The sequence below is a fragment of the Tabrizicola caldifontis genome (assembly GCF_004762095.1).
Taxonomy (GTDB): Bacteria; Pseudomonadota; Alphaproteobacteria; order Rhodobacterales; family Rhodobacteraceae; genus Tabrizicola; species Tabrizicola caldifontis.
Genome location: NZ_SIJH01000007.1, coordinates 163,314 through 174,652, shown reverse-complemented (window position 1 = coordinate 174,652; position 11,339 = coordinate 163,314). Strand labels below are relative to the sequence as shown.

Annotated in this window: 18 protein-coding genes and 1 tRNA gene; 12 read left to right on the top strand and 7 right to left on the bottom strand. The window is 65.9% G+C overall.

Annotation, left to right across the window (positions count from 1 at the left end):
- From EYB42_RS07925 to EYB42_RS07900, 6 genes are all read left to right on the top strand, one after another.
- Positions 1-129 (top strand): EF-Tu C-terminal domain-related protein (locus EYB42_RS07925; RefSeq protein WP_449342966.1); only part of this gene is annotated, 129 nt, incomplete at its 5' end.
- Between the two features lie 147 nt (positions 130-276).
- On the top strand, positions 277-573 hold the full coding sequence (locus EYB42_RS07920) for a ribbon-helix-helix domain-containing protein (RefSeq protein WP_135449409.1): 297 nt from the start codon (positions 277-279) through the stop codon (positions 571-573).
- A gap of 92 nt (positions 574-665) precedes the next feature.
- Positions 666-1,061 carry a VOC family protein gene (locus EYB42_RS07915; RefSeq protein ID WP_135449407.1) on the top strand — a complete coding sequence of 132 codons (396 nt, stop codon included), beginning with the start codon at positions 666-668 and terminating at the stop codon, positions 1,059-1,061.
- Between the two features lie 45 nt (positions 1,062-1,106).
- Complete coding sequence (locus EYB42_RS07910) at positions 1,107-1,631, top strand: Twin-arginine translocation pathway signal (RefSeq protein ID WP_135449405.1); 525 nt, start codon at positions 1,107-1,109, stop codon at positions 1,629-1,631.
- A 15-nt stretch (positions 1,632-1,646) separates the two neighbouring features.
- Entirely contained in the window at positions 1,647-3,215 is a 1,569-nt protein-coding gene (locus EYB42_RS07905; RefSeq protein WP_135449403.1) for a GMC family oxidoreductase, read from the top strand.
- 178 nt (positions 3,216-3,393) lie between these two features.
- Positions 3,394-4,059, top strand: a complete 666-nt coding sequence (locus EYB42_RS07900; RefSeq protein WP_135449401.1) for a CatB-related O-acetyltransferase — start codon at positions 3,394-3,396, stop codon at positions 4,057-4,059.
- On the opposite strand, the gene EYB42_RS07895 is transcribed toward EYB42_RS07900, so the two are convergent.
- Positions 4,056-4,283, bottom strand: coding sequence for a DUF2798 domain-containing protein (locus tag EYB42_RS07895; RefSeq protein WP_135449399.1), 228 nt, complete (start codon positions 4,281-4,283; stop codon positions 4,056-4,058). The genes EYB42_RS07900 and EYB42_RS07895 overlap by 4 nt on opposite strands.
- Positions 4,284-4,399: 116 nt before the next feature.
- On the opposite strand from EYB42_RS07895, the gene EYB42_RS07890 reads away from it, so the two are divergent.
- From EYB42_RS07890 to EYB42_RS07880, 3 genes are all read left to right on the top strand, one after another.
- Positions 4,400-4,475: transfer RNA gene (locus tag EYB42_RS07890), tRNA-Trp, on the top strand.
- Positions 4,476-4,528: 53 nt separating this feature from the next.
- Positions 4,529-4,954, top strand: coding sequence for an RrF2 family transcriptional regulator (locus EYB42_RS07885; RefSeq protein ID WP_135449397.1), 426 nt, complete (start codon positions 4,529-4,531; stop codon positions 4,952-4,954).
- Positions 4,955-5,089: 135 nt separating this feature from the next.
- Positions 5,090-5,863, top strand: a complete 774-nt coding sequence (locus tag EYB42_RS07880; protein WP_135449395.1) for a sulfite exporter TauE/SafE family protein — start codon at positions 5,090-5,092, stop codon at positions 5,861-5,863.
- A gap of 72 nt (positions 5,864-5,935) precedes the next feature.
- On the opposite strand, the gene rplT is transcribed toward EYB42_RS07880, so the two are convergent.
- The 4 genes from rplT to pyk all read right to left on the bottom strand — a co-directional run bounded on the left by rplT (position 5,936) and on the right by pyk (position 8,322).
- Positions 5,936-6,298: a 50S ribosomal protein L20 gene (gene rplT / locus EYB42_RS07875; protein WP_135449394.1), complete on the bottom strand. Its 363-nt coding sequence runs from the start codon at positions 6,296-6,298 to the stop codon at positions 5,936-5,938.
- A gap of 12 nt (positions 6,299-6,310) precedes the next feature.
- The gene (gene rpmI, locus EYB42_RS07870) at positions 6,311-6,511 is read right to left on the bottom strand and encodes a 50S ribosomal protein L35 (RefSeq protein ID WP_135449392.1); all 201 of its coding nucleotides are present in this window, start codon (positions 6,509-6,511) and stop codon (positions 6,311-6,313) included.
- Between the two features lie 109 nt (positions 6,512-6,620).
- Positions 6,621-6,845, bottom strand: a complete 225-nt coding sequence (locus EYB42_RS07865) for a hypothetical protein (protein WP_135449390.1) — start codon at positions 6,843-6,845, stop codon at positions 6,621-6,623.
- Positions 6,846-6,876: 31 nt separating this feature from the next.
- Complete coding sequence (gene pyk, locus EYB42_RS07860) at positions 6,877-8,322, bottom strand: pyruvate kinase (RefSeq protein WP_135449388.1); 1,446 nt, start codon at positions 8,320-8,322, stop codon at positions 6,877-6,879.
- 138 nt (positions 8,323-8,460) lie between these two features.
- Between pyk and EYB42_RS07855 the strand changes: the two genes are divergently transcribed.
- The 3 genes from EYB42_RS07855 to trhA all read left to right on the top strand — a co-directional run bounded on the left by EYB42_RS07855 (position 8,461) and on the right by trhA (position 10,362).
- A complete protein-coding gene (locus EYB42_RS07855; protein WP_135449386.1) occupies positions 8,461-9,213 on the top strand; it encodes an N-formylglutamate amidohydrolase in 753 nt (250 codons plus the stop codon).
- A 1-nt stretch (position 9,214) separates the two neighbouring features.
- The gene (locus tag EYB42_RS07850; RefSeq protein ID WP_135449383.1) at positions 9,215-9,529 is read left to right on the top strand and encodes a DUF1244 domain-containing protein; all 315 of its coding nucleotides are present in this window, start codon (positions 9,215-9,217) and stop codon (positions 9,527-9,529) included.
- A 161-nt stretch (positions 9,530-9,690) separates the two neighbouring features.
- Positions 9,691-10,362 carry a PAQR family membrane homeostasis protein TrhA gene (trhA, locus tag EYB42_RS07845; protein WP_240784028.1) on the top strand — a complete coding sequence of 224 codons (672 nt, stop codon included), beginning with the start codon at positions 9,691-9,693 and terminating at the stop codon, positions 10,360-10,362.
- On the opposite strand, the gene EYB42_RS07840 is transcribed toward trhA, so the two are convergent.
- Positions 10,359-10,658 carry an AzlD domain-containing protein gene (locus EYB42_RS07840; protein ID WP_135449380.1) on the bottom strand — a complete coding sequence of 100 codons (300 nt, stop codon included), beginning with the start codon at positions 10,656-10,658 and terminating at the stop codon, positions 10,359-10,361. The genes trhA and EYB42_RS07840 overlap by 4 nt on opposite strands.
- Positions 10,655-11,311: an AzlC family ABC transporter permease gene (locus tag EYB42_RS07835; protein WP_167850963.1), complete on the bottom strand. Its 657-nt coding sequence runs from the start codon at positions 11,309-11,311 to the stop codon at positions 10,655-10,657. Before EYB42_RS07835 ends, EYB42_RS07840 begins: the two co-directional genes overlap by 4 nt.
- Positions 11,312-11,339: the final 28 nt, after the last annotated feature.

Below are 11,339 nucleotides of genomic sequence, written 5' to 3'. Positions count from 1 at the left end.
CCGGGCGACAACCTGAAGTTCGAGGTGGAGCTGATCGCCCCGATCGCGATGGAAGAGAAGCTGCGCTTCGCCATCCGCGAAGGCGGCCGCACCGTCGGCGCAGGCGTCGTCTCGAAAATCATCGCCTGAGGCGTGCCGCGGGGCAAAGTCCCGCGCCGAGCAACCTTTCGGGGGCCGCCCGTCCGGGCGGCCCCTTTCGCATCGGTCGAAGCGTGAATTGACGATTCGATTCACTGGCACCACACTGATCCCCTGACCACATGGGGGAGGCCAGCGATGTGTCAGATGTTCGCCGGGCAGGACCCGGCCCGCTATGAATACGTCACCCGCCGGTTGCGGCTGAACGGACAGTCCACCTCGATCCGTCTGGAACGCGCCTTCTGGGGCATCCTGGACCAGATGGCGGCGAAAGAGGGCACATCCACGCCCGCCTTCCTGTCGAAGCTGCATTCCGAGGTGCTGGAACAGCACGGTGAGACGTCGAATTTCACCTCGCTTCTGCGGTGCGCCTGTACGATCCATCTGGGAGAGCTGGACCAGGTGCCGCAACAGGACCGTTTCGCCGCCGAGTAGAAAAGTGCGACTGTAGTAGTCCGCTACTACCCGGGCCGGAAAGTGGTTCACTAACCTTACCAATATCGTTGCTCGGCAAGATGGGGTAAGGCATGGCCAAGGCAATCCACTCGATGATCCGCGTCCTGCACGAGGCGCGGTCGCTGGCATTCTATGACACGGCCTTCGGGCTGAAGGTCGCCGACCGGCTGGATTTCGAGACCTTCACCCTGGTCTATCTGTCCAATCCCGAAAGCACCTTCGAGCTTGAGCTGACCATCAACAAGGGCCGGACCGAGCCCTACAACCTGGGCGACGGCTATGGCCATCTCGCGGTCAGCGTCGATGACGTGGTCGCCGAGCACGCGCGGCTTACGGCGGCGGGACTTGCCCCGCGCAAGCTGGTCGATTTTGCACCGGCGGGAACGGTCATCGCCCGCTTCTTCTTCATCGCGGACCCCGATGGCTACCAGATCGAGGTCCTGCAACGGGGCGGCCGCTATCTCTGAGGAGGGAGAGGCGGTCCGACCCAGCCAAAAGCAAGGGAGGAACCAATGACGAAACATGACCTGCGGGGGCTGACCCGGCGTCAGCTTCTGTCGCGAAGCCTTTCGGCGGCCGGGGCGCTGGCAGTGACGGGGGCAGGCTTCATCGCCGCGCCCGATGCTGCCTGGGCGCTGGAGGTGACGGCGATCACCCCCGAACAGATGGCGACGCTGCTGCAGATGGCGCGCGACATCTATCCGCATGACCAGGTGCCGGACCGTTTCTATGCCATCGCGGTGAAGGGCTACGATTCCGAGGACCACAAGGCCATGGTCGCCGAGGGCGTCGCGTCGCTGGATGCCGCCGCGCAGGCCGCGGGATTCCCCAGCTATGTAGGCACCGGCTGGGAGGAGGACCGGGTGAAGCTTCTCCAGGCGATGGAGACGACGCCCTTCTTCCAGACCGTGCGGGCGGGGCTTGTGACCGGCCTTTACAACCAGAAGGAGATCTGGCCGATCTTCGGCTATGAGGGCGAGAGCTTCAGCAAGGGCGGCTACATCGAGCGCGGCTTCAACGACATCGACTGGCTGTAAGGGGAGGGGTCAGACATGGTTGCGAAATTCGACCTGAACGACGACTCCGTGGTCGTCATCATCGGCACCGGCGCGGGCGGCGGGGTGCTGGCCAACGAGCTGGCGCAGAAGGGCGTCAAGGTCGTGGCGCTGGAGGCCGGCGGGCGTTACCTGCCCGAGGACTACATCAACGACGAATGGGAAAGCTTCACCCAGCTGGCCTGGCTGGATGCCCGCACCACCAGCGGCAGCTGGCGGGTGGCGAAGGACTTCTCCGGGCTGCCGGCCTGGATCGTGAAGGCCGTGGGTGGCACCACAACCCATTGGGCCGGCGCCTCGATCCGGTTCCAGGACCACGAGTGGAAGGCGCTGACCACCTATGGCAAGGTCGAGGGGGCGACGCTGCTCGACTGGCCGATCGACGCGGCCGAGATGGCACCCTGGTATGAGAAGGCCGAAACCAAGCTGGGCGTGACCCGCACCGGCGACCGCGCCGGCCTGCCGGGGAACAACAACTACCGCGTCTTCGAGAAGGGCGCGAAGGCCCTGGGCTACAAGGAGGTCCACACCGGCCGCATGGCGATCAACTCGGCCGATTACGATGGCCGGATGGCCTGCCAGCAGACCGGCTTCTGCTTCCAGGGCTGCAAGTGGGGGGCCAAGTGGTCGGCGGCCTATACTGACATCCCGGCGGGCGAGGCGACGGGCAATCTGGAAGTGCGCGAGCGCGCCCATGTCGCGCGGATCCTGCACAACGATGCAGGCAAGGTGACCGGGGTCGAATATTTCGACAAGGACGGCAACCTGCAGATGCAGAAGGCCCGCATCGTCTGCGTGGCCGGGAACAGCTTTGAAACCCCGCGGCTGCTGCTGAACTCGGCCTCCGGCATGTTCCCGAACGGTCTTGCGAACTCGTCCGACCAGGTGGGCCGCAACTACATGCGCCATACCACGGGATCGGTCTATGCGATCTTCGACAGGCCGGTGCGCATGTGGCGCGGCACGACCATGGCCGGGATCATCCAGGACGAGGCGCGGCACGACCCCAGCCGCGGCTTCGTCGGCGGCTACGAGCTGGAGACGCTGAGCCTGGGCCTGCCGTTCATGGCGGCCTTCCTGAACCCCGGCGGCTGGGGGCGCAGCTTCACCACCGCGCTCGACCATTACGAGAACATGGCCGGGATGTGGATCGTGGGCGAGGACATGCCGCAGGCGACGAACCGGGTGACGCTCTCCGAGACGAAGGACCAGTTCGGCCTGCCGGTCGCCAATGTCCACTTCGACGACCACCCGAACGACATCGCCATGCGCAACCATGCCTACCAGCAGGGCATGGCGATCTACGAGGCGGTGGGCGCGACCCGTGCCTTCCCGACCCCGCCCTATCCCAGCACGCACAACCTGGGCACCTGCCGGATGTCGGAAAAGCCCGAGGACGGCGTCTGCAACCGCTGGGGCCAGACGCATGACATCGCCAACCTGTTCATATCGGACGGGTCGCAGTTCACCACGGGCGCAGCCGAGAACCCGACGCTTACCATCGTGGCGCTGGCCATTCGCCAGGCCGACCACATTGCCCGCGAGATGAGCGCCGGCAACATCTGACCCGGGGCAGGCGGCAGCCTGGTCTGCCGCCGGCGTCCGGCCGGGCGCCCCGCCTCCACCGGGGCGCCCGGCTTTTCTTTTGCCCCGCATGATGCTAAGCAGCCCAAATCGCAATGGAGGCACCGATGGACCTGACCCGCTGAACGTTCCCCTTGAACCGTTCACGAAAGGTCCGATCATGGCTCTTGACCCGTTGCGCGTGTATCCGCTGACATTCGCGGATGGCACCATCCATCCGAACATGGTCCATCTGAACCGGGTGATCGATCACCCCAACATCTCGGTTGGCGATTTCACCTACGCCAACGATTTCGACCCGCCCCCCGCCCCGCACCACGACTGGGCGGCGCGGCTGGCGCCTTATCTCTACCCCGGCGCGTCCGAACGGCTGGTGATCGGCCGCTTCTGCCAGATCGCGCATGGCGTGCGCTTCATCACTGCTTCGGCCAACCACGCGATGGATGGGCTGACGACCTATCCCTTTCCGGTCTTCGATCCGGCGACGATCGAGGGCTACAAGGCCGCGTTCCAGGGCCTGCCCGATACGGTGATCGGCAATGACGTCTGGATCGGCCATGGCGGTCTGATCCTGCCGGGGGTGAAGGTCGGGGATGGGGCGATCATCGGGGCGGGGGCGGTGGTCACGGCCAATGTCGCGCCCTACACCATCGTTGCCGGCAACCCCGCCCGGCTGATCCGCCCGCGCTATCCGCAAGCGACGATCGAGGCTCTTCTGCGGCTGGCCTGGTGGGACTGGCCGATTGACCGGATCAGGGCGGCGATCCCGGCGCTGTTGCAGGCCGACATCGCCCGGCTTCAGGCCCTGGCGTCGGATGGTGCCTAGTTCTGCCGCACGAGCCTTGCTACGATCTTCCGCGTCAGCGGCGCGACGACCAGCACGGTTGGGAAGGCGATGGCCCAGCTGACCGCCCAGTTGCACAGCCAGAGGATGGGGAAGCCATGGACCAGCCCGACGGCACGGAATGTGGACAGGCCCGATACGATCAGGCTCATCAGGCCGGACAGGACGAAGCCGAACAGGATCGGGGCAAGGCGGGCAGGGAACATGGCAGCCTCCGGCAGGATGCGCGATGGCTAGCCGTCTCTGCGCCCCTGTGCAAGCCGTGGGCGCACACGGAAGCCCTTGACCTTGCCCTGCGGCTGCCGTAACCCGTGGCGCGTATAGGGGTATAGCTCAGCTGGTAGAGCGACGGTCTCCAAAACCGTAGGTCGCGGGTTCGAGCCCTGCTGCCCCTGCCACCTTCCTGTCATACGCTTTGCATGGCCGCGCATGGGGTGCTAGCACGGGTCTCATGCTGACCCAACGCGCCCGCTATGCTCTGCATGCCATGCTTTACCTTGCCCGCAAGGACGCATCGGCCACGGTCGCCGAGATCGCCGAGGCAGAGCGGATTCCCCGCAAGTTCCTGGAACAGATCCTGGCTGCGCTGAAGCTGCGTGGACTGGTCATGGCAAGGCGCGGCCCCCAGGGCGGTTATGTGCTGGCCCGGGGTGCCGAGGCGATCAGTTTTGCCGATGTCCTGCGCTGCATCGACGGGCCGCTGGCGCTGGCCCCTTGCGCCAGCCTGACCGCCTACAGCCCCTGTCCTGACTGCGTCTCGGTAGAGACCTGCGAGATTCGCCCGGTTCTACTGGCGGTGCGCGACACGACCGCGCTGCTGCTTGAGGGCACCTCGCTGAAAGAGGCGATCGGCGGCGCGAAGATTTCCTTCGTCTGAACGACGGCAGCGAACATCTGCCCCGATCCTGTCCGGAGCGCGCGACACGGTTCCTATTGCTGCGGATGGCCCGGGCACGTCTTGATTTCATATAAAACCGGTAGAGAATAGGGATAATTGAGGCAGGAGACCTTCATGGAAGACCTATTCACTCTGTTCGTGATCGTGGGCTTTCTGGCCCAGATCATCGATGGCGCGTTGGGCATGGCATACGGGGTTGTGTCCTCGTCGGTGCTGCTGGCCTTCGGGGTGCCCCCTGCCGCTGCTTCGGCCAGCGTCCACGCGGCCGAGCTTTTCACCACCGCAGCCTCGGCGACATCCCATGTCTGGCACCGCAACGTGAACTGGCGGCTGTTCCTCAGGCTGGCGCCGGCGGGCATTGCCGGTGGGGTGCTGGGGGCTTATGCGATCACCGCCATGGACGGCAACGCGCTTCGGCCCTGGGTTGCGGCCTATCTTGGACTGATGGGGCTTTACATCCTTTATCGCGGCCTTCGGGACATCCGGCCGGTGGACCACCACCGCAGCGCCGTGGTTCTGCCTCTGGGGGCGGTGGGGGGCTTCATGGATGCGGTCGGCGGCGGCGGCTGGGGCCCGGTGGTGACCACCGGGCTCATCGGCTCGGGCGGGAATCCGCGGCAGATGATCGGCACGGTGAACACGGTCGAATTCTTCCTGACCGCATCCGTGTCGGCAGCCTTCCTGACAGCACTGCTGAGCGGCCACTGGGAAGAGGCCGAGGGGCTGGCGTCCCATCTGTGGCCGGTGCTGGGGCTGATCCTGGGCGGGGTCGCGGCAGCGCCTCTGGCCGGCTATGTCACGCGTATCCTTCCGGTGCGCATGCTGACGCTGATCGTGGGGGTGCTGATCGTGGCGCTGTCGGTCTGGCAGATCGCGCGCCTGATCTGAGGCAGCGGCAAGGCGAAAGAAAAAGGCCCCGCGGCATCGCGGGGCCTTTCGCATCGGAACGGTTCGCCCGGCTCAGGCCAGAGCGGCCTTCGCCTTGTCGGCGATGGCGTTGAAGGCCTCGGGCTCGTGCACGGCCAGATCGGCCAGAACCTTGCGATCAACCTCGATCCCGGCCTTGGCCAGGCCATTGATCAGGCGTGAATAGGTCATGTCGGCATCGAACAGCCGAACGGCCGCGTTGATCCGCTGGATCCACAGCGCACGGAAGTTCCGTTTGCGGGTCTTGCGGTCGCGGGTCGCATACTGATTGGCCTTGTCCACCGCCTGGGTGGCGGTGCGGAAGTTGGTGGAACGGGCGGCGTAGTAGCCTTTCGCCTGCTTGATCACCTTGCGGTGACGGGCGTGCGTGACCTTGCCGGACTTGACGCGGGACATCTGAGGCTCTCCTTACCGGTCGTAGGGCATGTATTTCTTGACGATCTTCGCATCGCTGTCGCACAGCAGCATGGTGCCGGTCGCGTCGCGGACGAATTTCGGGGTGCGCTTGATCATGCCGTGGCGCTTGCCGGCGACGCCGGCCTTCACCCGACCGGTGGCCGTGAAGCTGAAGCGCTTCTTCGCCGCCGACTTGGTCTTCATCTTGGGCATTTCCATCTCCGTGGTTTCAGGCACGACTCGGCATGCCACCTGGGCCGGCCGTGCGGGTATTGAAGGCGCCCCTATAGGCGCTGCCGGCCGAAGGCGCAAGGGGCTGCGTTCAGCGGATCACGCGCGCGAAGACGTTCAGCATTACGTTGGGAACTTCTTCGAACGAATAGCCGCCGGGCCGCGTCATGACTGCAAACAGCACCATGCCGATCGCCACGATCAGCATGACCACCCCAACCCTTGGTGTACGGCTTTCGGCCCAGGCCGACAGCAGGGAAGGTACCGACAGGACGGCAATGACGATTCCGACCGTCAGAACCAGATCCGTATCCATGATACCTTTCCCTGGCCTTCGCCCGGTCAGATTACCCCGGATCGACGCGCGAAATCAATCGCTCGTCACAGGGCGCGACGCGCAGGATGTTCGTGGTGCCCTTGACGTTGAAGGGCACACCCGCGGTGACCACGATCTGGTCTTCCTCGGTGGCGAAGCCGCTGGCCCGGGCTGCGCCGACGGCGGCAAGCACGGCTCCCTTGAAGCGTTCCTGCGGTTCGGTGATGACGCAATGCGCCCCCCAGGTCAGCGCCATGCGCCGCGCGGTGGACATCAGCGGGGTCAGCGCGATGATCGGCACATGCGGGCGTTCGCGGGCGACGAGGGCCGCGGTGTTGCCGGTCTGGCTGAAGCAGCAGATCGCCTTGATGTTGGTGGCTTCGGCGATTTCGCGTGCCGCCGCCACGATGCCGTCGGCCACGGATTCCCGTCGCACATGGCGGCTGGCCTCGATGATCGCGCGGTAGGTCGGATCCTTCTCGACGCTCACGGCGACGGAATCCATCGTCGTCACCGCCTCGACCGGGTATTTGCCGGCAGCCGATTCCGCAGACAGCATGACCGCGTCGGCACCTTCGTAGATGGCCGTGGCCACGTCCGACACCTCGGCCCGGGTAGGCACCGGTGATTCGATCATCGATTCCAGCATCTGCGTGGCCACGATCACCGGCTTGGCCGCTGCCCGCGCGCCCCGGACCAGCCGCTTCTGGATAGGTGGCACCGAGGTGACGGGAAGTTCCACGCCCAGGTCGCCCCGGGCCACCATGATGCCGTCGCTGACCTGAAGGATCGCGTCATAGGCCTTGACCGCAGCGGGTTTCTCGATCTTCGACAGGATCGCGGCGCGGCCCTTGGCCAGGCTTCTGGCCTCGATCACGTCCTCGGGGCGCTGGACGAAGGACAGTGCCAGCCAGTCCACGCCCAGTTCGCAGACGAATTCCAGGTCGCTGCGGTCCTTTTCCGAAAGGGCTGCCAGCGGCAGCACCACATCGGGCACGTTCACGCCCTTTCGGTTGGAAATCGTGCCGCCGACCTCGACCGTGCATTCGGCAAAGTCCTTGCCGCAGGTTCTGACCCGCAGCCGGATCTTGCCGTCATTGACCAAGAGCGTCGCACCGGGCTCCAGCGCGGCGAAGATCTCGGGGTGGGGCAGGTTCACCCGGTTCGCGTCGCCTGGCACGGTGGAAAGATCCATGCGGAAGGCCGCGCCCTCGACCAGTTCCTCGGCCCCGTTGGCGAAGACGCCGACACGCAGTTTCGGCCCCTGAAGATCGGCAAGAATGCCGATCGGGCGGCCCAGATCCCTTTCGACCTGGCGGATGATCTCGTGCCGCTTGCGGATGTCGTCGTGGCCGCCGTGGCTCATGTTCAGGCGGAACACGTCTGCCCCGGCCTCGAAAAGCGCGCGTATCATCTCGTAGCTGCTGGACGCGGGGCCAAGTGTGGCCACAATCTTCACGTTGCGGTGGCGGCGCATCGCCATCCTCCTGCTTGAAATTCCGGTTGATGTGGGCCGCGTGCCTTATGGCGCAATCGCGGTCGTCCCGCAACGCCTTCCCGCCGCCTTTCGGACGCTGGTCGCTGGCCTTGCGCGAAGAACGACCGTAAGGGAAGGATGAGCATTCGGAAGAGGACCGCCTTGGCCTTCACGATCGACGGAGAACACCGCCCCGGCCGCTGGCTGGTGACCTGCGACCATGCCTCGAACCGCGTGCCGCCCTGGGTGAACGGCGGAGATCTGGGCATTCCGGCCGAGGATATGGCACGCCATATCGCATGGGACGTAGGCGCCGCAGGGGTAGCGCGGGAACTTGGCCGCCTGCTGGACAGTCCGGTGATCCTGTCGGATTTCTCGCGCCTCGTCATCGACCCCAACCGTGGCGAGGACGATCCGACCCTGGTGATGCAGCTTTACGATGGCACCATCATCCCGGCCAACCGGGGCATAACGCCCGCGGCGGTCGAGGAACGGCTTGACCGGCTTTACCGCCCCTATCATGCAGCCTACGCCCGGCTGGCGGCGCTGCGTCCCGACAGGGTGATCGTGGCGATCCATTCCTTCACCCCCTGCCTGAAGGGCCGCCCGCCCCGACCTTGGCAGGTGGGCGTGCTGTATTCGCATCTGGACGAGCGTTTCTCGAAGCCGCTGATCGCCCGGCTGAAGCAGGAGGCCGATCTTTGCGTCGGCGACAACGAACCCTATTCCGGGCACCTGCCTGGTGACGCGATCGACCGACATGCCTTGCGTCTGGGCCGGCACAACACACTTATCGAACTGAGGAACGACCTGATCGCAGACCCGGCGCAACAGGCCCGCTGGGCCGCGCGTCTGGCCCCGATCCTGACCGAAGTCATGGAGAGCCTCTGACATGGACGACCGGACCCGCACCGAGCTGGAAGCCGCCACCTTCCGCGCCCTGCTGCATCACCTGATGCAGAAGCGCCCCGATGTGCAGAACATCGACCTGATGAACCTGGCGGGCTTCTGTCGCAACTGCCTGTCGCGCTGGTATCAGGAGGCCGCGGCCGAACGCGGCATCGATCTGACCAAGGACGCGGCGCGCGAAATCGTCTACGGCATGCCCTACGCCGACTGGGTGGCGCGGCACCAGACCGAGGCGGATGCGGCGAAGAAGGCCGCCTTCGACAAGGCTTTCGCCGAAAATGTCGGCAAGCGGGACTGAGTTCCGCCCCTTCTTCTGACCGGGCTCTCACGGAATTCTGGCGCAGCGCACGGTCAGTGCCCGCCGTGCGAATTGCAAGACGGCTTGGCCTGCCTAGATCCGAAGGCCGGACCCGGAAAGTTGATGTCTCTCTGCCCGGCCGGGGCATGGGAGAAGTGCAGATGGCATGCTATCTTGCAAGAATGCTTCTTGCCGTCCGCCAAGACTATTCGCGCGCCGAATGGATCAGCGATGCCGTTGTCCATGTCCTCGGCGTGGCTGCTGCGCTGGTTGCCGTGCCGGTGTTGATCACGCTGGCCGTCGTCCTGCGCGGCGATGGGCCGGCAGTGGCGGCAACGACGGTATATGGTTTGGCGCTGATTGCGATGCTGGGCTTTTCGGCTCTGTACAACATGAGCACCCGCCCACGGCCGCGGCGAATCTTCCAGAGCCTCGATCATACCGCTATCCTGGTGAAGATCGCCGCGACCTACACGCCCTTCGCGTTGCTCTCGGGCGCCGATGCGGGATGGCTGCTGGCCGGGCTATGGACTGCCGCCCTGGCCGGGGCCGCGATCCGCGCCTTTGCGCCCGACCGGCTGAAGCTGGCCGCCGTCGCACTGGCGCTGCTGATGGGGTGGGCCGGCCTGCTGGCAGGGGGCGGGATCTTTGCGGCCATTTCGCTGCCGGTGTTGGCGTTGATCGTGACCGGCGGTGTGCTTTACACGCTGGGCGTGGCCTTCTTCCTTCTGGAGCGGCTGCCCTTCCACTACACGATCTGGCATGTCTGCGTTTTGGCGGCGAGCGCGGTTTTTTACGCGGCTGTCACCTTGCATCTGGTGCAGACGGCCTAAAGCCCTGCCCACCGCAGAAGGGCCACCAGAACAACGCCCAGCAGGGCTGCGGCCACATCGCTTCCGATCAAGACCGTCAGCCCCACCACTGCCGCCAGAGCCACCCCCTCGGCCAGACCGCCCGACTGCACGGCCAGTGCCGCAATACCCGACATCACGGCAAGCGGCGTGGCTCGCAGCGCCGCCTCGATCCGGGCCGAAACCGGGACAAGCCGCATCAGCGTGAAGCCCGCCGCGCGGCAGAAGAAGGCAGCCGCCGCCATGACCAGAAGCAGGGTGGGGAAATCATGACTCATGCCGCATTCCGGTGCATCAGTGCGGCGACAGCGCCGCCCGCCAGTCCCGCCCCGATGATCGCCGCCCCGGGGCCGAGGCTTGGTGCAACCGCCAGCGCCGCGCCGGCGCCTGCCGCAATCGGCACCAGGTCGGCGCGTGCCCGCACCATCGCCGCCGCCATCGCTGCGGCGAAGGCCGCCAGCATCAGATCAAGCCCCATAACCTCGGGGCGCGGCAGAAGGCCGACCGTTCCGGCCCCAAGGGCGGTACCCGAAAGCCAGCCCGCCAGCATGGGCGTGCCGGTGCCGGCCAGATAGGCCCGGTCTTCTTCCCCCGCCCGGATCGCGCGCATCGTCTGCATCCAGTTGGCATCACCCAAGAGCAGCAGGCTGCCATAGGCCCGCAGCGGCCCGGCCTGCCAGAGCCAGGGCTGCAACGCCGCGCCGAACAGAATGTAGCGGGCGTTGACAACCAGGATGGTGGCAAACAGCGCCCATAGCGTCGCCTGCCCGCTCTGCAACAGGTTCACCGCTGCAAGCTGCGCCGAGCCGGAGTAGATCGCCGCGCTTGTGGTCACGGCTCTTGCGATGCCGAACCCTGCCTGCGCGGCCACCAGACCGAAGCCCAACCCGTAGGCAAAGATCGACAGGCCAAGGGGAAGTCCGTCGCGCAATCCGCGCCGGAACCCTGCAAGCGTGAAC

Bases quoted from the DNA above. Each gene is read 5' to 3' on its own strand.
- EYB42_RS07880 (WP_135449395.1), top strand. From the start codon at position 5,090: ATGGAAGACCTATTCACTCTGTTCGTGATCGTGGGCTTTCTGGCCCAG.
- EYB42_RS07910 (WP_135449405.1), top strand. From the start codon at position 1,107: ATGACGAAACATGACCTGCGGGGGCTGACCCGGCGTCAGCTTCTGTCG.
- EYB42_RS07840 (WP_135449380.1), bottom strand. From the start codon at position 10,658: ATGAGTCATGATTTCCCCACCCTGCTTCTGGTCATGGCGGCGGCTGCC.
- rplT (WP_135449394.1), bottom strand. From the start codon at position 6,298: ATGTCCCGCGTCAAGTCCGGCAAGGTCACGCACGCCCGTCACCGCAAG.
- EYB42_RS07915 (WP_135449407.1), top strand. From the start codon at position 666: ATGGCCAAGGCAATCCACTCGATGATCCGCGTCCTGCACGAGGCGCGG.
- rpmI (WP_135449392.1), bottom strand. From the start codon at position 6,511: ATGCCCAAGATGAAGACCAAGTCGGCGGCGAAGAAGCGCTTCAGCTTC.
- pyk (WP_135449388.1), bottom strand. From the start codon at position 8,322: ATGCGCCGCCACCGCAACGTGAAGATTGTGGCCACACTTGGCCCCGCG.
- EYB42_RS07865 (WP_135449390.1), bottom strand. From the start codon at position 6,845: ATGGATACGGATCTGGTTCTGACGGTCGGAATCGTCATTGCCGTCCTG.
- EYB42_RS07920 (WP_135449409.1), top strand. From the start codon at position 277: ATGTGTCAGATGTTCGCCGGGCAGGACCCGGCCCGCTATGAATACGTC.
- EYB42_RS07905 (WP_135449403.1), top strand. From the start codon at position 1,647: ATGGTTGCGAAATTCGACCTGAACGACGACTCCGTGGTCGTCATCATC.
- EYB42_RS07900 (WP_135449401.1), top strand. From the start codon at position 3,394: ATGGCTCTTGACCCGTTGCGCGTGTATCCGCTGACATTCGCGGATGGC.
- EYB42_RS07855 (WP_135449386.1), top strand. From the start codon at position 8,461: ATGAGCATTCGGAAGAGGACCGCCTTGGCCTTCACGATCGACGGAGAA.
- trhA (WP_240784028.1), top strand. From the start codon at position 9,691: ATGGCATGCTATCTTGCAAGAATGCTTCTTGCCGTCCGCCAAGACTAT.
- EYB42_RS07850 (WP_135449383.1), top strand. From the start codon at position 9,215: ATGGACGACCGGACCCGCACCGAGCTGGAAGCCGCCACCTTCCGCGCC.
- EYB42_RS07885 (WP_135449397.1), top strand. From the start codon at position 4,529: ATGCTGACCCAACGCGCCCGCTATGCTCTGCATGCCATGCTTTACCTT.
- EYB42_RS07895 (WP_135449399.1), bottom strand. From the start codon at position 4,283: ATGTTCCCTGCCCGCCTTGCCCCGATCCTGTTCGGCTTCGTCCTGTCC.